This is a genomic window from Mesorhizobium sp. M0768, from assembly GCF_040320195.1.
Classification (GTDB): Bacteria; Pseudomonadota; Alphaproteobacteria; order Rhizobiales; family Rhizobiaceae; genus Mesorhizobium.
The window spans coordinates 61713-86111 of record NZ_JAMYPD010000017.1; the positions used below are offsets into that span (position 1 = coordinate 61713).

At 58.5% G+C, this 24399-nt stretch carries 20 protein-coding genes and 1 pseudogene; 8 read left to right on the forward strand and 13 right to left on the reverse strand.

Annotated elements, in window-relative coordinates:
• The first annotated feature begins 63 nt into the window (after positions 1–63).
• Positions 64–720, forward strand: a complete 657-nt coding sequence (locus NKI08_RS20940; RefSeq protein WP_352771876.1) for a Crp/Fnr family transcriptional regulator — start codon at positions 64–66, stop codon at positions 718–720.
• Between the two features lie 613 nt (positions 721–1333).
• Positions 1334–2080, forward strand: a complete 747-nt coding sequence (locus tag NKI08_RS20945) for a LuxR C-terminal-related transcriptional regulator (RefSeq protein WP_352771983.1) — start codon at positions 1334–1336, stop codon at positions 2078–2080.
• Positions 2081–2218: 138 nt separating this feature from the next.
• On the opposite strand, the gene NKI08_RS20950 is transcribed toward NKI08_RS20945, so the two are convergent.
• The 4 genes from NKI08_RS20950 to NKI08_RS20965 form a co-directional block, all read right to left on the reverse strand.
• Positions 2219–2485, reverse strand: coding sequence for a hypothetical protein (locus tag NKI08_RS20950; protein WP_352771878.1), 267 nt, complete (start codon positions 2483–2485; stop codon positions 2219–2221).
• 152 nt (positions 2486–2637) lie between these two features.
• A complete protein-coding gene (locus NKI08_RS20955; RefSeq protein ID WP_352771880.1) occupies positions 2638–3291 on the reverse strand; it encodes a PIG-L deacetylase family protein in 654 nt (217 codons plus the stop codon).
• Positions 3288–4103, reverse strand: a complete 816-nt coding sequence (locus tag NKI08_RS20960) for a sugar phosphate nucleotidyltransferase (RefSeq protein WP_352771882.1) — start codon at positions 4101–4103, stop codon at positions 3288–3290. The genes NKI08_RS20955 and NKI08_RS20960 overlap by 4 nt, the downstream gene beginning before the upstream one ends.
• Positions 4100–5395 (reverse strand): methyltransferase domain-containing protein, encoded by a 1296-nt coding sequence (locus NKI08_RS20965; protein ID WP_352771884.1) that lies wholly within the window; start codon positions 5393–5395, stop codon positions 4100–4102. The genes NKI08_RS20960 and NKI08_RS20965 overlap by 4 nt, the downstream gene beginning before the upstream one ends.
• Positions 5396–5733: 338 nt before the next feature.
• Between NKI08_RS20965 and rfbC the strand changes: the two genes are divergently transcribed.
• Complete coding sequence (gene rfbC / locus NKI08_RS20970; protein ID WP_352771886.1) at positions 5734–6273, forward strand: dTDP-4-dehydrorhamnose 3,5-epimerase; 540 nt, start codon at positions 5734–5736, stop codon at positions 6271–6273.
• A 37-nt stretch (positions 6274–6310) separates the two neighbouring features.
• On the opposite strand, the gene NKI08_RS20975 is transcribed toward rfbC, so the two are convergent.
• The 5 genes from NKI08_RS20975 to NKI08_RS20995 all read right to left on the reverse strand — a co-directional run bounded on the left by NKI08_RS20975 (position 6311) and on the right by NKI08_RS20995 (position 11592).
• On the reverse strand, positions 6311–7633 hold the full coding sequence (locus NKI08_RS20975) for a DUF4910 domain-containing protein (RefSeq protein WP_352771888.1): 1323 nt from the start codon (positions 7631–7633) through the stop codon (positions 6311–6313).
• Between the two features lie 5 nt (positions 7634–7638).
• A complete protein-coding gene (locus NKI08_RS20980) occupies positions 7639–8700 on the reverse strand; it encodes an NAD-dependent epimerase/dehydratase family protein (RefSeq protein WP_352771890.1) in 1062 nt (353 codons plus the stop codon).
• A 595-nt stretch (positions 8701–9295) separates the two neighbouring features.
• The gene (locus NKI08_RS20985) at positions 9296–9454 is read right to left on the reverse strand and encodes a hypothetical protein (protein ID WP_352771892.1); all 159 of its coding nucleotides are present in this window, start codon (positions 9452–9454) and stop codon (positions 9296–9298) included.
• 87 nt (positions 9455–9541) lie between these two features.
• Positions 9542–9706, reverse strand: coding sequence for a hypothetical protein (locus NKI08_RS20990; protein ID WP_352771894.1), 165 nt, complete (start codon positions 9704–9706; stop codon positions 9542–9544).
• A 377-nt stretch (positions 9707–10083) separates the two neighbouring features.
• Positions 10084–11592: a DUF4214 domain-containing protein gene (locus NKI08_RS20995; protein ID WP_352771896.1), complete on the reverse strand. Its 1509-nt coding sequence runs from the start codon at positions 11590–11592 to the stop codon at positions 10084–10086.
• Positions 11593–12538: 946 nt separating this feature from the next.
• Between NKI08_RS20995 and NKI08_RS21000 the strand changes: the two genes are divergently transcribed.
• Positions 12539–13525, forward strand: a complete 987-nt coding sequence (locus tag NKI08_RS21000; RefSeq protein ID WP_352771898.1) for a glycosyltransferase family 8 protein — start codon at positions 12539–12541, stop codon at positions 13523–13525.
• 363 nt (positions 13526–13888) lie between these two features.
• Here the strand turns inward: NKI08_RS21000 and NKI08_RS21005 are convergent.
• Positions 13889–14893 (reverse strand): annotated as a pseudogene (locus NKI08_RS21005) (IS5 family transposase).
• Between the two features lie 398 nt (positions 14894–15291).
• Between NKI08_RS21005 and NKI08_RS21010 the strand changes: the two are divergent.
• Both NKI08_RS21010 and NKI08_RS21015 read left to right on the forward strand, forming a co-directional pair.
• Positions 15292–16401 carry a hypothetical protein gene (locus NKI08_RS21010; RefSeq protein ID WP_352771900.1) on the forward strand — a complete coding sequence of 370 codons (1110 nt, stop codon included), beginning with the start codon at positions 15292–15294 and terminating at the stop codon, positions 16399–16401.
• Positions 16398–17891, forward strand: a complete 1494-nt coding sequence (locus tag NKI08_RS21015; protein ID WP_352771902.1) for a lipopolysaccharide biosynthesis protein — start codon at positions 16398–16400, stop codon at positions 17889–17891. The genes NKI08_RS21010 and NKI08_RS21015 overlap by 4 nt, the downstream gene beginning before the upstream one ends.
• Positions 17892–18310: 419 nt before the next feature.
• On the opposite strand, the gene NKI08_RS21020 is transcribed toward NKI08_RS21015, so the two are convergent.
• Both NKI08_RS21020 and NKI08_RS21025 read right to left on the reverse strand, forming a co-directional pair.
• Positions 18311–19321 (reverse strand): glycosyltransferase family A protein, encoded by a 1011-nt coding sequence (locus NKI08_RS21020; protein WP_352771904.1) that lies wholly within the window; start codon positions 19319–19321, stop codon positions 18311–18313.
• Positions 19322–19457: 136 nt separating this feature from the next.
• Complete coding sequence (locus NKI08_RS21025) at positions 19458–20732, reverse strand: glycosyltransferase family 4 protein (RefSeq protein WP_352771906.1); 1275 nt, start codon at positions 20730–20732, stop codon at positions 19458–19460.
• Between the two features lie 191 nt (positions 20733–20923).
• Here NKI08_RS21025 and NKI08_RS21030 point away from each other — a divergent pair, with 191 nt between their 5' ends.
• Positions 20924–22054 carry a glycosyltransferase family 4 protein gene (locus NKI08_RS21030; protein WP_352771908.1) on the forward strand — a complete coding sequence of 377 codons (1131 nt, stop codon included), beginning with the start codon at positions 20924–20926 and terminating at the stop codon, positions 22052–22054.
• Here the strand turns inward: NKI08_RS21030 and NKI08_RS21035 are convergent.
• Positions 22047–23279 carry a glycosyltransferase gene (locus NKI08_RS21035; protein WP_352771910.1) on the reverse strand — a complete coding sequence of 411 codons (1233 nt, stop codon included), beginning with the start codon at positions 23277–23279 and terminating at the stop codon, positions 22047–22049. The genes NKI08_RS21030 and NKI08_RS21035 overlap by 8 nt on opposite strands.
• 244 nt (positions 23280–23523) lie before the next feature.
• On the opposite strand from NKI08_RS21035, the gene NKI08_RS21040 reads away from it, so the two are divergent.
• On the forward strand, positions 23524–24396 hold the full coding sequence (locus NKI08_RS21040) for a glycosyltransferase family 2 protein (RefSeq protein ID WP_352771912.1): 873 nt from the start codon (positions 23524–23526) through the stop codon (positions 24394–24396).
• Positions 24397–24399 lie beyond the last annotated feature (3 nt).

Consider the following 24399-nt stretch of genomic DNA (forward strand, 5'->3'; position numbering starts at 1 on the left):
ACCTCGTGATACTCCATGCAGACATTATTGCAGTTCTTAAGCTCTCATCCCATAGGGGAGACATTGTCGAAGAACGAGTGGGGGAACGACGATTTTCTCGGTGTTACCGCAAAAATCTACAAACCCCATTCGGTGATATGCCGCCAGGATGACGACAACAGTGAGATATTCATCGTAAAATCGGGTTGGGCCATCCTTTACCATGGATTACCGGACGGAGAACGGCAGATCATCGACACTCCTGTTAGCGGGGACATTGTCGGTTTTCGTGTTGCGGACGGACCCCGTCTAGCGTCACTGGCGGCCATAACCGAACTAGCTGTTTATGAAATTTCCAGTAAGGAACTGGTAGAGGCGATCTCGTCGGACGGCCGCCTCGGCAAGAAGATCGCCTATTCCCTGGCCCGCCTGAACGCCATCCTTGCCGAACATCTTATGAACACCGGGCGGCGGAACGCGATGAGGCGCACGGCCCATTTCCTGCTCGAGTTGGAGGAGAGGCTCTCCATGGTTGGGCTGTCGGCCCATGGAAGATATGAATGTCCCCTCACCCAAAATGAACTTGCCGACATTCTTGGAATGACCACCGTTCACGTCAACCGAACATTAATGGAACTTCGCAAGGCCGATCTCGTCTCTTTCAAGTCAGGCCATGTAGAGGTGATCAATCGCAAGAAGCTGGTTGAAACAGCCGGATTCGATAAAGAGTATCTCAGGTAACGGGTATCTCTGTTCGAGCGGCAGCGTATGGGCCATCAGTAAGTTTTCCGTTAGGAGAGAGGACGTTTGCGGACAACTGGTCGTGCGCCGCATACTTGGCAGGGCCCGTATGTCTCGACGGCAGCCGCGACCGCAACACGGTCTGTCGCGAGGACCAGCGCACTGCCGAAATATATGCAAGCGCCCACCTAGTCCCGGTAGACCGAGCGTTCTCGAGCTAAAGCATTGGGCCATACCATATCGGCGCTGCGCCCTTTCAGGCATTCTCCTCTAGCCCTGCAATCGCCGCAGGCACTAGCGGTCGACGTTCGATTGCCTGCTGGCGATTGGCTAAGCGGTCCATGCCTGCGTCTTCAGCCAGATTGCCGCCCAGCTCGGCATGGAATTTTTCTGAAAATCATGAAAAGACAACCTATGTTAGAGACTGCTAAATAATAAACCTTACACTTACCCAAGCTGGTCTCGCTGAGGGCGGAGAACTGAAAAGGGTTTAGTGGGGTTAATCGGGCCTCGGCCTTCACAAGGCGTGGTATCAAATCTTCAATGCTAGGGAATGAGGAGACTATATCGGCCGCCGCAAGGCGGTTTGTTTGGGAAAGATTGGGGTATTGATATGGATTCCACAGCAGGACCGCATAACTACTCTTCAGCCAATCGGTCAGGAGTTCCGTCCGACGGGACGGAAGGCGTCCGCGGGCAATGTCTCCTCATCCTAGACGGAAGGGCCTTAGACCGCGAGTGTCTCGCTTCGGCTCTCGTGGACCACGATCTCGGCATGGAGATCGTCGCCATGGCTTCGATCGGCGAATGGCGCGTGAAGAAGGGTTCGGCTCCTCCCCTTGCAACCATACTCTTCAACCTTGGCGGCCGGAAGGTCACCGATCAGGGGATCGCAGACGAGATCAGCCATATTTCGTCCGAGTTCAAATCAGTTCCTGTGGTCATCCTGGCCGACACCGAAGAGCTTGCACAGATACTGAGCGCTCTCGAATGCGGCGCACGCGGCTACATTCCGACCTCAGTCGGTATCGACGTCTGTGTCGAGGCTATCAACCTTGCGACAGCGGGAGGCATCTTCGTGCCGGCGAGCAGTGTCCTTTCCATGCGGCACCTGATAGATTCGGGCAGTCGCAACACGCAGCCTTTGACAGGCATGTTCACGCTCAGGCAGGCCGAGGTTGCCCAAGCGCTCCGGCGCGGCAAGGCGAACAAGATCATCGCCTACGAACTGAATCTGCGCGAAAGCACCGTGAAGGTCCACATCCGAAACATCATGAAGAAGCTGAAGGCGACCAACCGCACGGAAGTCGCCTACAAGGTCAACGATCTCCTCGCGGAAGGAACTCTGGCTGGAGAGTGACCCAGGCATAATCTGCCTGCCTTGGGTCGCGGAAGTCGAAGGGCCTTCGTCATGGGTCTTCGGCTCGATCAGCAGTTTGCCCAGTTGAGCGTAATTCGGCCTAATTGCTGCCGCGGAATCGGCCGACCAATCTGCAGTCTAAGCAGGCTCGGGAAAGGTGTGTCTGCCAACCCATCGTATGGCCTCCTCGATCGTATCGAAATTCTTGTGCTGCCCGCTCAGCAGCCCGAACCCCGTCTCGAGAAACCATTTGCCTTTCGTCGAGTAGGCCTCCTCGTCGATCTGGGTAAGGACCGCCACCAGTTGGTCGCGTTTCCACACGAGAACCCCGGCTTCTCCGCCCTCGACCGTTCCGATCCGAACTTCGCTGAACGACAATCCAGAAGGTATTTTTGCTTTGCCCATTTTGACGAATCCCTCAAATTCAAAATGGTAGTAAAAACACGTTATATTTAGTGTATTTATGCATGTTCTTGTCAAATCAAGCGATGAATACAACCTGTTTCACTTAATAAAACTTGATCCAACCTTATGCACAGGAGAATATGGGCCAACTGCTAAAGAATTTTGGTCTTCCGGAGCGTGAAAGCCTCGGCGAAATGCTCTGGTGCTCGGCATTCCATTCCGCGCAACCTCGCAAGCCCGGCGAATGTCTCGCGGTCGAACCAGTCCTTGGAGCGCTGCGTCCCGAAGTGTTCGTATAGGAGCTCGATCTTGCGCTTCAGCACGTCGGCCGTGAGCGGCACGTAGGCATTGGGCTGGCAAAGGTCACCGTCCCATTTCGGGATCTCGTACTCGAGCACTAGATGATCGCGGAAGACGTTCCAGGTCAGTTGGTTAACCTCCCGGTGGTCCTGATGGGCGTCGAACTTGGCGTGGGTTAACACCACGTCGGGATCAACCCGTGATCTTACATCCGTCAGCCACTGCTTGATCGATCGGCTATGGGCAGGGAAGTAGCTGTCTTCGAAATCCGCAACGTCGACAGTGGACGAGCTCGATCCTTCGAGGAACGCTTCGGCCGAAGCCCTGGCTTCCGCGACCCGTCGACCGCCTGCGCTCAGCACGCACCAGCGGACGTCCAGTTTGACGCCCGACGCGATCAGGCCGAGTATCGTGCCTCCCGCACCGATTTCGATGTCGTCGGAATGGGCACCAAGGCAGAGGATCGAGAGTTCCTCCCCGCGACGTGCGAGGCCAAGCCCCCTCATGATACGGCCAGCAGCACATTGCGCCTGTTTTTCTCGGCGGTGACCTTCATATTCCAGGGCATGTCGCCCTTTTCGACCATGTCTTCGAGTGATTGCCAATCGCGCAGCGTGTCCATCGAACGCCAGAACCCATCGTGCTTGTACGCCATCAGCTTGTTGTCAGCGATGAGTCGTCCGAAGGGTTCGAGAACGAGTTCCTCGCCGTCGCGCATGTAGTCGAAGATTTCGGGGCGGAATACGAAGTAGCCACCATTGATCCAGATCTCCGACGTTTCCGTCGTGCGGAACTCGCGCACGCGGCCGTCTTCCGCGATGTCGGCCAAGTGGTATGTCAGCGGCGCGTGCACGGCAAGGAAGCAGCCGATCTTGCCGCTGGCCTCGAACTTCGCGATCATATCGTCGAGGTCGACATCGGTCAGGCCGTCGGAGTAGTTGGCCAGGAACATCCTCTCGTTCCTGACGTGATCCCGCGCGGCCCAGAGGCGCTCTCCGATGTTGCGCCAGATGCCCGTGTCGAGCAGGGTAATGCTCCAGTCCTTGACGATGTCGCCAAGCAGCTTCACGTCCTGGCCACCATGCGTGACCACGCAATCGGAAAAGGTCTGTGGCCGGGTGTTCAGAAAGAAATCCTTAATGACGGTTGCCTTGTAGCCCAGGCACAAGACGAATTCGTCGTGTCCGTAATCGCTGTACCACTGCATGACGTGGCGCAGGATCGGCTGCTGGCCGAGCGGAATCATCGGCTTCGGTATGCTTTCGGAATGGTCCCGGATCCGGGTCCCGCGACCTCCGCAGAAAAGGATGACTTTCATCTTGGTAACTCCGATGAATCGATCACTGTCACGAAAGGAATTGGCACCACGAATTTCGCGCCCCAAGCGGCGACATGGTGCATCTGCTGGACGATCTCGTCCTTCAGGTTCCACGGAAGGATTAGGATGTAATCTGGCTTGGCCTTGTCGATCGCGTCGATGGGCTTGATTGGGATGTGCATGCCCGGCGTGAAGCGGCCGTGCTTATATGGATTGCGGTCCACCGTGAAATCGAGGAAGTCGGTGCCGATAGCGCAGTAGTTGAGCAGTGTGTTGCCCTTGCCAGGCGCGCCGTACCCGCAGATCCTCTTGTCTTCGTTTTTAGCCGAAATCAGGAACGCTAGGAGATCTCGCTTCGCGCGCTGCGCCTTGTAGCCGAAGGAGGTGTAGGTCGTCATTACAGTCAGCCCGTGCCTCTTTTCACGGTCGAGGAGTTCGCCGACATTGTGATCCACGGCCCAGCTGCTGCCCTCGTGGGCGAGATAAACACGCAGCGAGCCGCCATGCGTGGGCAGTTCCTCGACATCAATGAGCCGCAACCGGTGGCGGGCCGCCATCAGATCGATCGTCAGCAGCGAGAAATATGAAAAATGCTCGTGGTAGATGGTATCGAACTGGTTCTCGGCCATCAGCCGCTCAATGTGCGGGAACTCGAGAGTGATTACGCCCTCTGGCTTGAGAAGGATTTTCATTCCCGCGACGAAGTCGTTGAGGTTCGGCACCTGCGCCAGGACGTTGTTGCCAATGATGAGATCGGCGTGAAGCCCTTCGGCCGCCATTTCATTTGCCAGCCGCGCTCCAAAAAAGTCGACCCGGGTAGGCACGCCCTTCTCGACCGCAGCGCGCGCAACGTTGGCCGCCGGCTCGACGCCAAGCACGGGAACGCCGAGCGGCAGGAAGTGCTGCAGCAGGTAACCGTCGTTGCTTGCCAGTTCCACCGCAAAGCTGTGAGTTCCAAGCCCAAGCCGCTTCGTGATCGCCTCGCAATAGGCTTTCGAGTGGGCTACCCAGCTTGTCGAGAAAGAAGAGAAGTAGGCATATTCGCTGAAGATGGTCTCGGGGCTCATGTACTCCTTGAGTTGCACCAGGTAGCAGCTGTCGCAGACCAGTACTTTGAGCGGGTAATAGAGTTCCATCTGGTCGAGCTGATCGGCCCGCAGGAAGCCCTCGCAAGGAGGCGACATGCCTAGATCAACTAGCGTGTGGTACAGGCGCGATCCGCAAAGTCTGCAGCTGGCAGTCCGGCGTGCCCCGTTATGGTCGCGAACGATTTCGACAGCCTGAATGTTCATTCCGTGCTCCTGCCCCGCCGGTTTGAAAGGCGGAGACGCATTGGCCTGACCAAGAACCTTTGCCGCCGCCCTCCGCAGGGGGTGCTTCTTTTGTGACAGCGGCAGCTTAGGACGGTGCGCACGCGGGTTCGATTTGCCAATCCGTTGGGTTGCCTTAATCCTAATAGGGAAACCGTCAGGGCAGTGAAGCCGCCAAGACCCTCGATCGGGTAAGCGATCGGCCCGGCATACCGCTATCGGAGAAGCCAGCTAAGACCTAGGTAGCGCTTCCAGCCCGGGCGGGCGATGCCAACAATTGGACTGCCGGTCCTTACCCGGCAACTGGGGCTAAGGTTGACATGCAGTTTACCGAAACGGAGCTGAAGGGTGTCTGGCTGATCGAGCCGACGCCGGTGATTGACGACCGCGGTTCCTTCACCCGCCTGTTCTGCGAAAAAGAAATGGCTGATTGCGGGCTGGTGACGCGCTTTGTCCAGCACAGCCGCGCTCATTCGGTCGAAAAGGGAACCCTCCGGGGGCTGCATTATCAAGAGGAACCGTATGCCGAGATAAAGCTTGTCTCCTGTGTCCGCGGCGCGATTTTTGATGTCGTCGTGGACTTGCGCCTGAACTCGCCGACGCGCCACAGCTGGCTGAGCTTCGAGTTGACGCCCGAAAACATGAAACAGGTCTACATCCCTGCCGGGTTCGCCCACGGGCTCCAGACCCTGACGAACGACGCCGAGGTCTCGTATCTCATATCGCAGTTCTATACACCCCAGGCATCGAAAGGCGTCCGCTACAGCGACCCCGCCATTTCGATAAACTGGCCTTTGATGCCGACCGCCATGTCGGAGAAAGACAGGACGTGGCCGCTGGTCAAGAAGCCGGTCCCCTAACGAACCGAAAGACTGGAGGCGAAAGGTTCAACAGCGCTCATGGAGGCCCCTCGGCCAGGAGACCGTGATCTGACAGTAATCTCGCGGCGGCGGCCAATTCCCTGAATGGCAGACCCGAGCACTCCGCCATCGAAAGAAGCGAATGCTGTCCGTCGGCGAGATTGAGCACCCAAAGCAGGGACATCGAGGTTGCTCCCGAAGACTTCTGCCCTCCCAGGGCTGCGTAGAGGCCGCGTCTGCCGAGCTGTGGTTCGCCCTTGGGAAAAAGGTTCGAAGGCGTCCAGTCCCCTTCGACGATGTCGATCACATCCGTCAGAATCCGGAAGGAGTCTTCCAGGTGCTCCGGGCCGATGAAGTCGAGATTGTCGGCCGACGTGTGGTATTCGGGGAAGGTGCCGTGGACGCTTCGCTGAAACATGCCGACTGGAAGATTGAAGCCCGGCGAACAATATTGCCTCTCGTCATAGCCGTAAGGGGAGAAATCCATCAACTTTGCCCCTGCTTCCTGCCCGAGCACATGGGCCATGGCACGGTCGATGAAGGCGTCGCCTTGACGACTGCGCTTGTATGCCGGGCTAGCGGCATCGCCAACGCATGACAGCACCAGACCGTGGTCGATCAGATGTGTCCGGTCCTCGTTGAGCGACAGCCATGCAACGGAGCCGATCGTGCCCGGAGCGAACAGGAAGCGGTAGCTGTATCTTGTTTTCCTTGCCTTCAGGCTTCTAGCAAGGGTTGCCAGCAGGGCCAAGCCTGAACAGTTGTCGTTGGCCAGTGACGGGTGGCAGATGTGTGCCGAAAGAAGGAATTCCCGCTCCGTCTGCCCGCAGTGCAGATATTCGCCGTAAGTGAGACTGCCGTCCTTGAGTTCGGCATCGATCTCCACGCGATAGAGGCCGTCGGGCATCTTGGCGACACGTTCGTAGGCAACGCAGAAGCCCCATGCCGGGGCGTAATAGCAGGTGCGGTAGGGGATCACCTCTGGCTGTTCAGGCAGCGTATGGATGTGCGGCCGCAGTTCGTCGAGCGGCAGGACTCCCTTGAAGGGTACGCTGTAGTTGACGACGTGCAAGTTGGAGTCGGCGAAATCCACGACCGTTTTCCCGTCCGGGCCGGTGATGCTCGCCGAGCGGATGTTCCACTCCCTCGGAACAGTCCAGTCGAGCACCTGCGTCCCGGTGGGCACTTCGTGCCTTTCCAAATCAACGTGTCCCGATAGGATATCCAGCGTTTGTCGCACCCCGTCTCCGGTGATGCTCCTGCAGATCGGAAAGAGACGTTCGACCAAGGCATAGATTTCCTGGCCGACGCCGATAGAAGACCACGGCGGCCCGAGTCCGTAGGGGTTCAGGTGTTCCATTCCGATTACTCGGCTGCGACATCGAGCGTTGTCGAACGTTCAGCGACCCGCATGCGCCCGACTAAAAGTCCGTTGGCCAAAAGGTACCGGATATGGTCGATGCGCTGGAAGCGGGGCCCCTCGAATTCCTCGAGAGTAACATTCGACTTGCGGTAAGCTTGGTAAAGCTGCTCGGCACCCTTACGCGCATCCCATTGCGGTTTGAAGGCAGGCAGGGTACGCGCAATTTTGTCGAAGCTGACGCGATAGGATCGTTTGTCGGGTCCAGCATCGGACGCGAATTCGAGTCGGCAGCCCGGCACGACCTCGGCGACGATCTTGGCTATATCGCGGATCCTGTAATTGTGATCCGTCTGACCCACATTGAAGGCTTCGTTGTGAATGACCTCGCGCGGTGCTTCCAGTCCGGCAATAAACGCCCTGGAAATATCCTCGATGTGGACGATCGGCCGCCACGGTGTCCCGTCGGATTTCAGGAGGATCACCCCTCTGGTAACGGCCCAGGCGACAAGATTGTTCAGCACAATGTCGAAGCGGAGCCGGGGCGACAGCCCGTAGGCCGTGGCGGGCCGGAAATAGATCGGAGAGAAGCTGCTGTCGGCCAGTTCGGAAATATTCCGTTCGGAAAGCACCTTGGACCAGCCGTAGGGCGTAACCGGGTTGAGCTCGCCCGTTTCGTCGACCATTTCGTCGCCCGCCTGTCCGTAATTGCTGCACGATGACGCGAAGAGGAAGCGCGACACGCCCGCCTTCTTGGCCGCCTTCGCGAAGCGGACGCTACCCTTGTGATTGATCTCGTAGGTGATGTCCGGATCGAAGTCGGACAGCGGGTCGTTGGAAAGAGCCGCCAGGTGAATGACGGCGTCGAATCCTTCGAGGTCGCGCGCTTGCACGTCCCTGACGTCCTTTTGGATGGACGGGACGGAAGCCTGCTCTCCTCCCCAAGCAAAGGTGCAGCGCCGGTACAGATCGCTATCGTAGCCCGTCACCGAATGTCCTGCGCGGAGCAGCATCGGCACCATCACCGAGCCGATATAGCCTTGATGGCCGGTTACCATGACTTTCATCGCACACCTCTTCTCGGGCGGATATGATCACGCAGAGGCTACGTGGGCTGAGAGGAGTGGGGGAGAACGCCAATGGGCGATCAGGATGCCCCGTTGGACGAAGCCTTACAGTCGGCTACCTCTTTCGGGCGGTGAGCCCCTAGTCCTTTCGACGCTTTCTGTCAAAGGATGGTCGAGAGCAGGAATCCGTCCTTGGACGTCGAGGCTCTCCCTGAATTTTCGACGCTGTTGCGGACCCTGCGTGCATGTTCTTTGCCGATGCGCCACTGCCTGATCAAGATTTCGACATCGAAGCTTTCGACGTCTGACGGAACCCATCTGACCGGGCAATTGGTCGTTCTTCAGCGCATAGCCCAGTGCTATCACGGGCTTTCCCGCCATCAGGGCGGCCACAATACTGGAAGCGGGTCGCCACCACGAGATCGGTCAGGGCGAATTGGCCGAAGACGTCGCGCAGGGAATGGACGGGTGGGCACGAAAGCCGTTGGGTATCAAGTTTCGCCCAGGACCGCCTCGACCGCGGGAGTATCGCCTTCGTCGCCTGTGCGAAAGCGGACATTTTAGCCGCTGGCCAGGAGGTAGGCGACGAATATCGCTACTTTGGCAAATAAGATTCAGAGATGCCCTGCCCGCGCTCCTCGAAACCGCACCAGCCGCCGTAGTTCATTACGCCGACACCGACCGTGAGCAGGTGTGAAGGGTCGGCGTTGGCGGATTGTGGAACGCGCAGCGTGAAAGCGAGATCGGGATCCATCGACTCCCGGCTGGTGTCGACGCCGACGTTTCCATGAATTCCCTCGAGCCCGTGTCTCTGTAGCTCCGATGCGGGCCGCGCTTGTTATCAGCCATCGGCTGAGGTGGTGTCCAGCCGGCGCAGCACTACACTGACAAGGACAATACGCGTTCCCACGAGACACGCCGCCAGGCACCAGCTGAAGACATCGAAAGGCATGCCCATCGGGCGGTCGCCGAAATCATCAAGCATTCCCGTTGCGGGCACGACCATGACTCCCGCCTTGGCGATGCGCTGGGCTGCATGGGGGAATCGATGGTCTTGCGCGGGATTTCAGGAAAATGCCGTCGAGAAGGCGTGCGGTCCCCTCTGGTTTCGCGATCCGGATCGGGACTGTCTTGATGCCGAAGCTTTCGGCTAGCACTTCGGGGGGCTGGCAGATGCAGAAGCGCGCCGCGCGTCGGGTCACTTCGCCCTGAGGAACAAAAGCATGGATTCGAGCGAGCCATCACTGCCAAGGTTGCCGCAGCCGAACAAGCCGAAGATGGCGACGTCCGGTTTCCCTGCCGCCGGCGGTTTCCTGCTGCCTGGCTTTGCGGGGGGGGCGTTGGCCCACGACCTTCCGGCTCACGTGCGCTCATTGGCTCTGCTCACCCGGGGTTCGACAGCGTGTAGGTTTCGCGGATGACCGCGTGGCTGGATTTGAACTCCGATGAGTTGATGATTCCGAAGGCCACGGCTTCGCGCGTCATGGATCCCTCGCCCAACGGTCGGGCATAAGTTTCGAGCCCCGAACCGTCCGCGGGACGGTTCAGAAGCAGCAGAAACAGAAAACTGATATAGGCGCGGTCCGTCAGGCCAATCGTGGCAAACTTGGTTTCGAACTCGTCTGAGTGCATCATATGTATGATCATGTCTGCGAGTTTGGTGTCTCCACTTTCAAGCGCCGCAGACCACTGATCCAGGCTCGCCGCGTCGCCCTCGTGGCCAAGGATGAGGCAGTAGGCGAAGCGTGCCTGCCGAACGTGCATGGACTCGCCTGTGGCCGCGATCTCGGTATCGCACTTCCGATGCGGCTTGGGCACTGGTCGCGGGCCGCGGGTGAGGTCACGCACCGTCTCGTAGGCAGGCTTCGGCTCGCCGGCCGTCCATTTGCCATCGGAGGCAGCGGCGAGCCTCACCAATCCCATATTAGCCTCGAAGCTCGGCGCCCAGTAGGTTTCGTCGAACAGTTCGTAGATATGCGCGGCCTCGACGTCGTACTTCTCATTGAGTTCGAGAAGCCGTGTCATTGCATTCTTGATCCCATCCGCCTGCTGCCGCTCGCTGCGCTGACTTCCATAAGGATTGTTGAATTCGGTGACCCAGATCGGCTTGCCATAACCAGAAATTTCGAGGAAAGCCCATTCTGGGTCTTCGCCGTACATGTGCCAGACCGAGATGTCCCAGGCGATCCCGTCCCGCTTCATCCGCGCGAACGCACCGGTGTGGCCCCATCCGGCAGTGCCCATCGCCTTCCTGATGCCCGGATCGACCTCGGTCATGCCGTCAGACAGTCCCTTGAGGGCGGCGCTCACCTTCACCCACCGCGGGCCGTAGTAATCGAGCTCTCCCGTTCCTCCGGCAGGTCCCCATTTACACGAATATTTCGAGCCGTCGTCGCGATTTTCGCACGGCTTGAGGATGGCGTAGTTCTCCATCTCATTGCCGAGTTCCCAGACGCGGATGTCGTTCTTGAACCTGGTGCCAAGGGTGACCGCCAGTTTCCGGGTCTTCCCGTAGAGCTCGTCCGGGCTGTCCTTTTCCAGATCGATGGCCGCGGGGGTGATGACGGGCAGGATCTCGATCCCTCGCGCCTTTCCGGCGTCGACAAGGTGGCCAAGGATATCCGCGTCATCCTCGCCCGTGACGTTGACCCGGTATGATTTTAGGCCGAGATCCTTGATAAAATCGAGCTGCCTTTCGATCGGGATCCCCGGATAAGATATTACCGGATGGCCGTTGACGCCCCACAGGACGTCGGCGGATGCCGGCGCGGTTAGTGCCAGCAGGCACGCCATAGCTTTTGCGTAACGAATTAACATGGCAACCGGACCTCCTTGCCCTGACTTGAGACCGGGATATTCGAGGACTTTGCTTGGGTCAGGCAATTCGCACATACGGTTGAGTAATGGCCCGCGCTACCCCTTTCGGGGGTCGTCTCCTAACCGTCGCTGCTTTGGCAGCCAGCCAGAATCCCTGTGCAGCAGGGTGGCTCGGAAGGGCGAGACTCTACAGGACTTCGGGTCCTGGTTCCTCCGCGCCCCTCTCCAGGGCGTAACCGACAGCAGGCCAAAAACCAGCAACCAGTCGTCATTTGCAATTGACCGCGACCGCAAGAACAGATGGCCCTTGCCGTCCTCTGCAAGCTCAGCTTGTCTTTGTCAGCGGGCAATCGGCTGAGACGTATCCCCGTTATGGTCTCCCACTCCGTGGAGCGAGGGAACCGGTCAGGGGCGCATTGCCTGGTCATATGATTTCGCCATGCAACAAAAAAGGTGGCCGAGCCTGGAGCTTGGGCAGCGAAGATACAATGCATCCCTCAGGATCACCCGGTTGTCTGTTACACCCTTAGGTGGTTGCTCCTTCAACATATTGGGCGGCATGACCTCCGTCCTCAATTGTTAGAATATCCCCGCGGGCGCAGCGCCCGCCTGCTGGGAAGAGGGATAAGAATGCCTTCGGTAAAACGTGCATCCCTCATGAGCACGGGTGAACGCTACGTCGTGCTCGTTACGAATTTTGTCACTGCAGCCGTAGTCTCCCGAATATTGACACCTGAAGAAATCGGGCTGTCGGTGATCGGCATGGCCATCCCGGCGATTGTCTGTCCGCCAGGGAGTTCTCCAGTTCTAACTTCCTCATCCGCGTGACGAACTGAGCCGCGAGGCTTCGGCTTCGCCCTTTCGTTCGAGCATGCATTCGGGGGGATTGTTGGCTCTGGGGGGTGCGCAACAGCATTGATTCTCGCCCGACATCCGCTCTTTGACGAGACAATGAAGACCATCCGGTATTCCGGCGAGCCAAGCTCAACCCGCGAATGAATCTTGCGCATAGGAGGATCTATTGGCTTCTTCGGCAACACAAGGCTCTGCGATCGTCCTCATTTGTAACGAGAACTACCTCCTGCCCACCTTCTCCACGGCTCTTTCGGCTGACCGCCATACAGCGACTAATGTTCCGGTCTATATATTCGTGGTCAATTCCGATCCCGGATGGGCCAGCCAGTTCGACCGTGCGGTGGCGGGCACCAAGATCAGGATAGTGGCGGTTCAGCTGCCGCAGCTCGAGGAAGCAGCTCGGTTCCACCGCGACAGATACCTGCCCCCGATCACACTGGCGCGGTTTTGGCTCGACGGGTTGCTCGACCAGGAGATAGACAGGTTTTTCTACATCGACGGAGACACGATGGTCGACGCAGAGTTGGATAGCCTCTTGGCTATGAGGCCTCCCCCTGGAAGGATCATGGCGGCCCCGGACGTAATCCGTATGTTCATGGACGAGAAGAGCCGGGGCAAAAAACGCGACCTCGCCTATCTTAACGGCCTGGGCTGCGACGCGGACAGCTACTTCAATGCGGGGGTGATATACACGTCGCGCGAGGCTTGGAACAGCATCGTTCCGCAGGCACTGGAATTTCTAGTCGAGCATCCCGAACTCTGCCGCTCCTCAGATCAGAGCGCGCTGAATCACGCCGCCCGCGGCCGCGTTGCCATGCTGCCGCTCACGTACAACTACCAAAGCGAGCACATGATGATCCTCGATCCGCGCAGGAACGGGTTCGCCCCGGTCGTTTGGCACTTCACGGGCGGGCCCAAGCCGTGGGATAGGTCGGGGTGGCCTTGGGGCGAGTATTTCAACCGGTTCTACCGGATGGCAGTGCTGCAGCTCATGGACTGCCATGTGAAGCCGCCGAAGCCGCCTGAGGCCCAGGTGCGCGCGGGGGTTTCGCACAGGCGGCGGACAAAAAACAGGCTCAACTGGGTCTACCCATGGCGCAAGATCACGAGGAAGGGAAAGATCCTGCGACTTCTGTCTGCCGGATCCCTTTGAAGCGCATCGAGTCTCGCAAGATTCTCGCAAGATTCTCGCGGCGTGTTTCAAGTCTTTGTTTGTGCAATGCTTGCGGTTTGCACCCTGGTCCGCTGCACCTAGCACTCGGTCCCCACTCCAGGTTTGGGCGCAAGGAGAGGCACAAATCCTTGATGTCGAAGATGCTCTGCCGACCGAGTTGACCGCTGCGGAGCCGCCGCTTGGACAATTGGACACCTCGAACTACCGGCGTTTCCAGAGTGGGTGGTGCGACAATGAGGTTGCGAACAGCCTGGCGCGCGGCGGGGGCTGGATTTCGGTCGTTGGGACTGATGCTGGTTGCCGATTTCGGCATCGCGGCGGCGTTTTCCGCCGCTCTCGCCGTCAGGCGAACGCAGTTCGCCCTTGGTGCCAGACGAAGCGGGTGAGATTGTAGGCGAGGTTGGCCATGCCGATCTTGGTGCAAGCGCGAGCGATGCCGATCGTGCGGACAAACAGGCCCATGCGGGATTTCTGCTGCGCGAAGACGTGCTCGACGAAAGCGCGGATCTTTGAGCGCCGGCCATTGGCCCGTGCCATCGCCTCGCTCATCGGCCGGCCTTTCGTCGAGCCGGTGTTGTTCTTGTCCAGCACGTTGCGAAGCTGCGCCCCGTCCCAAGCCGAGGCGCCGGTGACGTTCCAGCCGCGGATGAAGCCGTGGGGGCGATCGATCGAGGCATGGTTTTTGTAGCCGAAGGCGGGAACGGCGATATCGCGCTGCTTCGTCTTTCCCTCCTCATCGGCCTTGGCCTTCGAGAACTTCGCGCGTCCCGGTCCTTCTGGCGCAGCTTGGCTGGTTTCTTCTGCCACTCGTCCGGCACCTTTCCTGCCTTGATGTCAGCCTTTTCAGCATCGGAATTGCGTTGCTTCGGCGCCACCACGATCGTGGCATCCACGATCTGGCCACCCATCGCCAGATAACCGGCCTTGGTGAGGTGCTTGTCAAAACGGGCGAACAGGTTGTCCACCGCCCCGGGCCTGCGTGAGGTGCTCCCTAAACAATCAGATCGTCTTGGCGTCGGGCACCTTGTCGCCGAGCCCCAACCCGAGGAAACGCATGAAGGAAAGCCGGTCTTGGATCTGAAACTCGGTCTGATCGTCCGAGAGACTGTAGAGCCCCTGCAGAACCAGGACCTTGAACATCATGACCGCATCAAAGGGCAGCCGGCCGCCTTTGGCGCCATCGGAGCGCTTCAGCGCCTTGGCCAGCGGTTTCCGGAAAACCTCCCAAGGCACCACCGCGTTCAGCTTCTCCAGTGGATCGCCGGCCGCGCTCAGCCGGACATAACGCTCGTCAATGTCCCAGAATCCAGCCTTGGCCTCGCGTGACGGACTGCCCGGCGCGAGAATGTCGTCGAGCAACGTATCATAAAGTAATCTGCTCGCGTCTTGATACAGACGGGTATGAAAAGAAGAAGATTGATAATTCGGCACCCGTACTGATGTTCGGAATGACTACATCGACGCTGGGCACGTTTGCCAACTTTGCGATGATGTTGCCAGCGTGTCCACGTCGGCGCAGCAGACCACCCCCATTGCTTCTTATTCGCCCGCTATTCAAGTCACAGCCTGCAAATCCAGCAGGGGGCTCTCGGCAACTCTGCGCTCTTCTCGGGCTAGCGTCCACTCAGTCAAAAGTGGAAGGTAGCTACCGCTAATTTGGGGCCGGCTATTGGAATTTCGGGATGGTATAGTTTGGCGCTGGGCAAATGACATAGGTTCCAGAGCGCTGTGAACGGGAGTGATACATGTCCCTGAGGGTCGGAGACTGGGTGGAGGTGCGGTCCAAGGAAGAAATCCTTCTTACACTCGACAAGAATGGTCGCCTTGAGAAGCTTCCTTTTATGCCACAAATGTTTCGATATTGTGGTCTCCGCTTTCGTGTTTATAAGCGCGCGCACAAGACATGTGACACGATCAACGGTGCTGGCGGTCGTAAGTTATCGGGCGTCATCCATCTTGAAAACCTGAGGTGCGACGGCAACGCGTTTGGAGGCTGCCAGGCGGCGTGCCTGGTTTTCTGGAAGGAGGGATGGCTTAAGCCTGTGGCCTCGCCGTCCTCGAATGGAGCTGTCTCGTTTCCGACTAAGATGGCGGACGGAAAGGGTTGCACAGAAGGGGATGTGCTGGCTGGCGCGCGCGCCAAGAATCAGCCTTTGTCGGGTGGTCCGAGATACTCATGCCAAGCCACAGAACTTCTGGAGGCGACTACCCCTCTTCGTTGGTGGGATGTTCGCCAATACGCGGAAGACTACGCATCGGGAAATGCCGGCGCATCGCGCCTCTTCGCCGGGTTCGTCTACGCAACGATATTCAGCTACTATCATTACACGCGCCGTTTAGGCCTCACCAGGTTATCCGTGGGTGTCAGCTGGGTTTATGACAAGGTGCAGCGCCTCTACGGTGGTGTTCCTTTCCCGCGACATCGGGGATCAATTCCTGCCGGCCAGCCAGTTCCGACTGTCAAGCTTGATCTCCAACCCGGCGAGTTGATCAGGGTTAGATCTTATGAAGAAATACTCGCGACCTTAGATACCGACAACAAGAGCCGGGGTCTTACTTTCGATGCGGAGATGGTTCCCTATTGTGGCCACATCTTCAAAGTCAGATCACGCGTGACAACGTTCGTTAATGAACAGACCGGACTTATTAACAGGCTTAGAGGGCCGGCCGTTATCTTGGAGAAAGCCTGGTGCAATTCGCGGTATAGCGGTTGCCGGATGCAGTGCCCGAGAGCCATCTATCCTTGGTGGCGGGAGATATGGCTCGAGAGGACTTCTGGCGACCCGCCTGATCAGAAAAGGCATGCCCAGGCCGCTCAAACGGAGACACGCGCGCATGCAGCCAGTGATACATGACCGACAAGGCCCTGACTGCGAAAGGCGAGCGTCGGAATATCAAGAGCGAAGCCATTCAAAGTGGCGTCGTCAGGATGGTGAGCCAGGGCGCGAACCTGATGCTCAAGGTGGGCTACATTGCTATACTGGCACGCCTGCTCAGCCCTAATGATTTTGGTCTGGTCGCCATGGTGGTGGCACTCACAGGCGTTTTCGATGTCTTCACCAGCGCCGGGCTTTCCTCCGCGACTATCCAAAAGCATGAGATTTCGTTTGAGGAGGTCTCGGCACTGTTCTGGATCAATATACTGGTCGGGATCCTTCTGACGCTGCTCTGCGCTGCGAGTGCCTACCCCATCTCCGCCTTCTACCATGAGCCGCGCGTGCTCTGGATCACAATCGCGATCGCTCCAGGTTTCCTGCTTAACGCGGCCGGCGTGCAGCATGCCGCTCTGCTGGAGCGCAGTCTTCGTTATGTCACCCTGAGCGGAATCGACACGGGCGCCCTGTGCCTGGGCATTGTGGCCGGTGCGCTGCTGGCGTTCCGTGGCTACGGTCCCTGGGCACTGATCGCCCCGATACTTATCTCACCGGCGATCAACAGTCTGGGCTGCTGGATCGCCACTGGATGGATTCCTGGACTGCCTCGGCGCGGCGCCAATATCCGCTCGCTCTTGCATTTCGGTGGAATCGTCACGCTGAACGGCCTCGTCGTCTATATTGGCTACAATGCCGAGAAAGTTCTTCTTGGCCGGTTCTGGGGCGCTGGATCACTCGGATTGTATACCCGGGCCTTCCAGCTGATTGGCATTCCCACGGCGACCATCAATAACGCCGTCGGGGCGGTACTGTTCTCAGCGTTGTCGCGGATGCAGAACGATCCCGCGCGGTTACGGAACTTCTACCTCAAAGGATATTCGATCCTCATCGCGGCGACGGTACCCATCACAATGTTCTCGTTCCTGTTCGCACATGAGATCGTCACCGTAGTGCTGGGCTCGCAATGGACGGAAGCGGCGACTATCTTCCGGCTGCTCACCCCTACCATCTTGGTGTTCGGGATCATCAACCCGACATATTGGCTGCTTATCTCGACCGGTAGGCAGAAGCGCAGCCTGTATCTCGCCTTTGCCATCGCGCCTCTCGTCATCGTTTCCTACTGCATCGGGATTTCCTTCGGCCCCGAGGGCGTGGCCCTGAGCTACTCGACGGCGCTGCTGCTCTGGCTCTATCCCCACCTGGCGTGGAGCCTGCATCGTACGCCGGTTTCAGTTGGGGATCTGTTGCGGACGATCGTGAGGCCGTGGACGTCCGGTATCGTGGCCTCGGCGGGTGCGCTGGCGGTGCAGCGCTATCTCGGCCCGGAGGTTCCTTCGCTTCTGCGACTCCTGGCGGGAGGTGTGGTCCTGACCAGTATCTACACGTTCGTCTTGCTGTTCGTCTTGGGGCAGTTCAAGCTGTTCCAGGATGTGCTGCTGAGCTTCCGGCGCGAAGCGGGGGCCGGTGCTTGAAAGCTGGCCCGCGCGCTATCCCTCGGTCGCCCGGCATCATCCACTAGCGATGATGCGGTTTTGTGCGGCGAAGAACGCGATGACCGAGCGATGGCAAAACCCCCATTTGGTTGAATGGCTGCTCCAGTCAGAGATGGACCGCTGCGACTATGGTATGCCTCGACCCCCGGCGCCTGAATTGCTCCGTACTGGATCTGATGAGTCGTAGCATGCGGTGAGAGCCTCAGCTGTTAGCGGAGGGAACTAGGGCATTGAATTCATTCCCACCGATCGCACCGCACCCGCGTCTCGAGATCAACATAACAGAACAGCTCGCCAGACCATTCGTCCGCCGCGCATACTTCGCTCTTCGAATCTCTCCCGAGACACTGAATGACACTCACAGCCTCGCTGCGAGCCATTTGTTCAACAGCTACTAGCTAAAAATTTTCAGACCGGAACTTGCCTTCATCAATTTCAGGGCCGGTTGGAAGACGCCGGGTTCGTTTCCAGCTTGCATAGGACATTAGCTCAATTATCGATCTGGCCCAATCTGCAGCGCTCGGAGTGACTCGCCGCTCTTTCAGGTCCCTCAAAAGCTCTAGAGCGGCGTCCCACCGGCCCATTAGTGTCCATTTTATAGCTGAGCGCATCATTCTGGAGCGCATATATTCCTTTTTTCTTCGAAAGGTCGGCTCGTCCCAGCATCGGAGACCAAATGTGCACAAAAGATCAAACCCCTCAACCAAGGTTTTTAGCCGATTCGCACCAAGCTCCTGGCTTGTGAGCGAATTCAGGTGCCAACGCGTCCAGACGAGGGGGTCATGCAAATAGGCGATCTTGCTACACAGTGAAATGCGGGCGACCGCGGCAAAGTCAAAATGAACGGGGGCATCCTTGAAAAATTCGGCGCTTTGAGTGTCCTGATGGAACCGAACAAACAGATGGTGATAGGGTAACCAATTGATGCTTCCATCTAGCATCTTGCCCACAATCTCAATCCCGTCAAAGACGCTCTGGTCTGAACGCAAATTCGCGCGGTGCACTTTGTCCATGAAGACATCATCGCAAAGGACGACCCCAATTCTATCGTCAGATTCCGCGACCGCCACGAAGCGCGAGATACAATCACTTCGCATCAGGTCATCGGCGCAGAGAAATTTCACATAAGACGTCTCGGCTGGAACAGCGCACAGCGCCTTGGTCCAATTTTCCCGCACGGGAAGTAAGTTTCCGTTGCGGAAAGTGATTAACTCGACGCGTTGGGAGCGAAATCGATCGATGATTTCTGGCGTATTGTCCGTGCTACAGTTGTCAACTATTACATGTATGAGTCTGTCATAGGTTTGCTGTTGAACGGACTGCATCGCGGCTTCGAGATAGGCGCCCCCATTGTAAACAGGCGTCACCACAGCAACCAGGGGTCGACCCGACGCACCGCCGTTTTTCACGCCACAACCTTCTGCCAGTCACCATACGAAACCCACAATTCGGGTCCCCAAACTGCGAGCACAAAATGAGCTTCGTTGCGGTAAACCGAACCCAGGCTTGGGTTTCCTGGCTCGTTTTGCCCAACACTCAAGCCGGTCAACTGCCGAACTCCCCGAAATCGGCGTCGACCTGAATCATCAGTTCGAGGTATTTCCACGCGATCCACCGCCAGGAATAACTGTTCGCCCTGGCGTACCCCTTCGTGACCAATCGCTGCCGTAAATCTGGGGCGAGCATCAGCAGGCGGACGGTTTCGGCCCACGAATCGACGTCGTCGGGATCAGCGTAGAGAGCGGCATCCTCACAGATTTCGGGAAGACACGGCGAGGTCGAGGCCACCACCGGACAGCCTGACGCCATCGCTTCGACGACGGGTAGCCCGAAACCCTCGATCCGTGACGGGAACAGAAAGCACAGGGCGCCTTCGAGCGCCTTCTTGAAGTCGTCGTCTCCTATGCGGCCAAGGAGGACGATGTTCCCGGGCAGTTCCGGAACGTAGCGCAGGACGGTGGTCTCGTCGACATCGCCTGGCATCCAGAGATCGAGACCCATCTCATCGAGCAGCGGGGCCAGCCTGGCGAGAAGCCCCATGTTCTTGTATTCCTGGTCCCGCCTGCCGAGGCAGAGGACATATGGCCTGCTGCGATCGACAACCAGTGAGGATCTCGCTGTATCCCATCTCTTTGCATGCTCGCTGCCGTTGTATGTGACGACGATGTTTTCCGCCGGCGCGATCCCGAATTTGACAAGATGGCTGCGCGAGAGTTGCGAGACCGTCGTAATGCGGGCGGCTCGCCTGCCAAGTGCCGGCAAGATCAGTCGGTGCGCCCATCTGAAACCCCGCCCGTAGCTCGACGGCATGAGCCTGGTGTGCATGTCATGGATGCACGCGATCTGACGCTTCAGTACGACGGGAGCGAGATTGCAGAAGCTCAGCAATCCTCCGGGCACGTGCCAGGGCAACTGCGCCTGCACCCAGAATTGGGGAAGTCGCGGCAAGTTGAATTCGGGAACGACTCGGGTGGAGATGGCGTTGAGGCGGAAAGGTTCGGAAAGCGGACGCGGCACCACGAGATCGATCTCCAGATCGCGACCAAGCGGGTGTCCTTCCGAAATGAGCGCGTCGAGAGCCATGGTCACCTCGCTGGCGTAGCGGGCTATTCCGGTCGCCCTGAGCGTGGTGAAGTCGCCGTTTATCGTCCAACGCCGCCTCGCAGTTTCGCTGTCCGCCCACGTCCGGCCGGGGTGCCCGACCAGATATTCGGGATCTTCGGCAAGCGATCTCGCCAGCACTGTGTCGGCGCTGTTTCTGTTCACCTGTTTGGGCCGTCTTGGTGGCCACTTTGTCGTATCGGTTTCGAGATTGCCCATGTCGCTCCCCCGCCCTTTCGGCGTCGCGAGCCAGACTAGCATTCTCGAGGGTGCAAGGGTCCTCAGACGTTTGAGGTAGGCACACTATCCCCTCGCCTATCTGGATGATTCCCGGTCAGCCCCGATGACCCAATGGCCGTGATGACCGCCCGTCTTCGCGGCTGCACACTGAGGGTAAAAAAGGGGAACACATGGCACGGCGTTGGACGATAAATGGGCGTTTTCTTTCCCAACCGACGACAGGCGTCCAGCGCTATGCGCGCGAGGTCGTCCGTTCGCTCGACGCTTTGATCGCGGAACAGGAGCCTCTCGCCCGCGGTCTCGAAGTCGGACTGCATTGTCCGCCGGGGTCGGGCGACATCCCCCTCGTTTCCATCGAACGCCGCGAGATCGGCAGCAGGAGGGGGCATGTCTGGGAGCAGGTGCAGCTCCCGTCCTCGCTAGACGGCAGCGGACTGCTCAGCCTCTGCAACACCGGACCGCTGCTGTCCCACAAGCACATCGTCTGCATTCATGACGCAAACGTCTGGAACGCTCCGCAGAGCTATTCCATCGCGTTTAGAATAGTTTACAAGAATCTGTTGCCATGCCTCGGTAAGACGGCGCGGGGTATTTCGACGGTTTCCGATTACTCGTTGGGCGAACTGGTCCGCCGCCGCATCATCCGGGAGCAACAGGCTTTCGTAGCGCCAAACGGCCACGAGCATGCTTTGCGGTGGAAGCCTGAACACTCGGCAGAGACACGCCTGGCGGCCTCGCGGGAAACCATCGTTATGATCGGCAGTGCCGCACCCCACAAGAATGTGGAGCTCATCCTGAACATGGCTGACCATCTTGGCGAGGCCGGACTCAGCATCGCGATTGTCGGGATGTCGGATTCCCGTGTTTTTAGATCACCATCAGCCCGAGCCGAAGCCCGAAACATCCACTGGCTCGGGCGCATTTCCGATGGCGAGTTGGCGGCCCTCCTGAGGGACTCACTGTGTCTAGCTTTCCCCTCCCTTTCAGAGGGCTTCGGCCTCCCGGTCCTCGAGGCGATGGCGGTCGGCTGCCCTGTGGTGGTTTCCGACCGCGCCAGCCTGCCGGAAGTCTGCGGGAGCGCAGCCCTGTTTGCACCTCCCGACGACCCGGAAGCATGGTTCGAAAGCTTCGTGCAGCTTCACAGTTCTCAGGCCTTGCGACTTCAGTTGATAGGCAAGGGCAAGGCCAGAGCCTCGGCATACAGTTGGAGGGCTACGGCCTTACGCTATCTCGAGGTAATGGCTGCCGCCGACGGTATCGATACGGAAACGAGGGTCGTCAGAGCGCGCGAACTTACATGATCTGGTGAAGTGCCTGGACAGCCCCGAGCGATTCCAGGATCGCGCGGTCGAAGTTCTCTTCGGAGAAGCGTCCTGCATTCCTGGCGCAGGCGCGGGACGTGATGGCATAGCTGTTCTCTTCGAACCATTCGACTGCCTCCTTGAGGTGATCGACAGTTTGAGCCTTGAACAGCACTCCTGTCGGTTCGAGGGATGATCCAAGGCGCTGCACGATGTCTGCCGCCCCGCCGCGGCCGAAGGCAATCAGTGGCGTTCCGCAGGCCTGTGCCTCGGCCAGCGCTATGCCGAAATCCTCGCAGCCCGCAAAGACCATGGCCTTTGCCCGCGCCAAGCTGTCCACATAGTCTTTCCGAGGCAGATAACCCGAGAAGGTGACGTTCGGGCCGGCAAGCGCTCGCAGACTGGATGATTGCTGCCCTTCGCCAACGATGACTAGCCGCCGCGACGGCATTTCGTTGAAGGCCCGGATGACGAGGTCAGTGCGCTTGTAAGGGGCGAGGAAGGACGCCGAAACGTAGTAGTCGTCCTTGTCCTCCACACAGGGCAGTTCTCCCAGAGCGACCGGCGGGAAAACGACGCGTGCCTGGCGCCCATAAATGTGCTGGATTCGGGAGCGGACGTAATTCGAATTCGCCAGCATCAGATCCGGGCCGTGCGCGGTTCTCGTGTCCCATGTCCTCAGCCGATGGAGCATGTACCGATAGAGCATTCCCTTGGGACCGAAACCAAGCCGCCCTTGCTGAAGATAAGAAAACTGCTCGTCCCAGGCGTAGCGGACGGGGCTGTGCACATAACAAAGGTGCGGTTGGTCCGGCCTGGTGATCACGCCGCGCGAAAATGCTGCCGACGACGAGATCACTGCGTCGTAACCTGTCACATCGAACTGTTCGATCAGGAAAGGACAAAAGAAGAAGAGAGACCTATAGAATTTGTGCACCATCGGTATGCGGTTGGCTGCGGACGTATGGAATTCTACGTCGCGGAAATATTTCTCCTTTATATCGGCTGGCAAGAAATCGAACAGCGTGAAGACTTCGGCATTAGGAAACTGCTTGCAAATTTGCGCCAGAACCCGTTCACCTCCCCGGAAATTCGGGCACCAGTCATGAACGACCGCGATCTTCGCGTACCTGTCGACGCCAAGCCCCGGCCCGGCGGGCAACTCCTCGATGGGCACGTTGACCTTGGCCGTGATGGCCAAATCGGAAGAGCGTTCGTGGAGCATGGTTCCCCTAGCCTCAGCAGGCCAGCAGTTTCCATTCCGTGTTATGGCTCCGGCAAGTTGTCCGATCGGTTACAGGCTGATCCGGGTGCATGCCTACCTAATACATTTGGCTGTGGGCATTCACCCGCAGTACTCACAAAGCCTGTGTCCGGAGGTAGGCCAAGCTCCTGCCGTCTCCTTTTATGCAGGCTGTCTCGGTCCTCTCGTCGGCTTACGGTCCGCTGGAACCGAAACGGGATCCAGCATGAGACTCACCGTAATCATCCCGACTCTTGGCCGCAGCGGACAGGTCGCGCGCCTGCTCAGATATTTGGGTGGCCAGACGAGACTTCCCGACGAGGTGATAGTGTCGGCGCCCGACGCCGCGCATGTCGAGCTGCCGGAAAGCTGTCCTTTCCTTTTGTCGCTCGTTTTCGGGCCGATAGGATCGTCTGCCCAGCGGAACACGGCTCTTGTACCTTCCCTGGAGCGCTTCGATATCATCACATTCTTCGACGACGATTTCGTTCCGTCCGCCGAATACCTGGAGCAGGTCGAGAAAGCTTTCGTGGAAAATGACGGATGGGCGGTGGTGATGGGCATAGTCGTAAAGGACGGGGCCACCAACGCGGGACTCACCTGGGAAGATGCTGAAGCCGTCCTGCGGGCAAGCGAGGGCAAAAAACATGATGGACCATCGGTGGTCGATCATGTCGGTGCATACGGATGTAACATGTCCCTCCGTTCTTCCTTGGTGGGCGGTTTGCGCTTCGACGAGCGCCTCGTCTTGTACGGCTGGCAGGAAGACATCGACTTCACCAGCCAAATGAGATCCAAAGGCCGAGTGGTCTGCGTGACTTCAATCAGGGGCGTCCATCTCGGCATCAAGACAGGGCGTGTCAGCGGAGAGCGGTTCGGATACTCCCAGGTTGCGAATGCGATCTACCTGATCAAGAAGGGGACTGTTCCGGCCTCTTTCGCGCTTCCGCTGATGTTCAGGAACATAGCGGCCAACCTCGCAAAGAGCCTGTGGCCTGAGCCGTTTGTCGATCGGAGGGGCAGGCTCAGGGGCAACATGCTCGCGATCCGTCACGTGGCCACAGGACGGATCGAACCCGAATACATCTTGAAAATCTGATGT

Excerpts from the sequence above, each read along its gene's own strand:
- NKI08_RS21015 (WP_352771902.1), top strand. The coding sequence starts at position 16,398 with ATGACCGACAAGGCCCTGACTGCGAAAGGCGAGCGTCGGAATATCAAG.
- NKI08_RS20990 (WP_352771894.1), bottom strand. The coding sequence starts at position 9,706 with ATGGTCGTGCCCGCAACGGGAATGCTTGATGATTTCGGCGACCGCCCG.
- NKI08_RS20955 (WP_352771880.1), bottom strand. The coding sequence starts at position 3,291 with ATGAGGGGGCTTGGCCTCGCACGTCGCGGGGAGGAACTCTCGATCCTC.
- NKI08_RS20995 (WP_352771896.1), bottom strand. The coding sequence starts at position 11,592 with ATGTGCGAATTGCCTGACCCAAGCAAAGTCCTCGAATATCCCGGTCTC.
- NKI08_RS20960 (WP_352771882.1), bottom strand. The coding sequence starts at position 4,103 with ATGAAAGTCATCCTTTTCTGCGGAGGTCGCGGGACCCGGATCCGGGAC.
- NKI08_RS21010 (WP_352771900.1), top strand. The coding sequence starts at position 15,292 with ATGTCCCTGAGGGTCGGAGACTGGGTGGAGGTGCGGTCCAAGGAAGAA.
- rfbC (WP_352771886.1), top strand. The coding sequence starts at position 5,734 with ATGCAGTTTACCGAAACGGAGCTGAAGGGTGTCTGGCTGATCGAGCCG.
- NKI08_RS20980 (WP_352771890.1), bottom strand. The coding sequence starts at position 8,700 with ATGAAAGTCATGGTAACCGGCCATCAAGGCTATATCGGCTCGGTGATG.
- NKI08_RS20965 (WP_352771884.1), bottom strand. The coding sequence starts at position 5,395 with ATGAACATTCAGGCTGTCGAAATCGTTCGCGACCATAACGGGGCACGC.
- NKI08_RS21030 (WP_352771908.1), top strand. The coding sequence starts at position 20,924 with ATGGCACGGCGTTGGACGATAAATGGGCGTTTTCTTTCCCAACCGACG.
- NKI08_RS20975 (WP_352771888.1), bottom strand. The coding sequence starts at position 7,633 with ATGGAACACCTGAACCCCTACGGACTCGGGCCGCCGTGGTCTTCTATC.
- NKI08_RS20945 (WP_352771983.1), top strand. The coding sequence starts at position 1,334 with ATGGATTCCACAGCAGGACCGCATAACTACTCTTCAGCCAATCGGTCA.
- NKI08_RS21040 (WP_352771912.1), top strand. The coding sequence starts at position 23,524 with ATGAGACTCACCGTAATCATCCCGACTCTTGGCCGCAGCGGACAGGTC.
- NKI08_RS20950 (WP_352771878.1), bottom strand. The coding sequence starts at position 2,485 with ATGGGCAAAGCAAAAATACCTTCTGGATTGTCGTTCAGCGAAGTTCGG.
- NKI08_RS21035 (WP_352771910.1), bottom strand. The coding sequence starts at position 23,279 with ATGCTCCACGAACGCTCTTCCGATTTGGCCATCACGGCCAAGGTCAAC.
- NKI08_RS20985 (WP_352771892.1), bottom strand. The coding sequence starts at position 9,454 with ATGGATCCCGATCTCGCTTTCACGCTGCGCGTTCCACAATCCGCCAAC.
- NKI08_RS21025 (WP_352771906.1), bottom strand. The coding sequence starts at position 20,732 with ATGGGCAATCTCGAAACCGATACGACAAAGTGGCCACCAAGACGGCCC.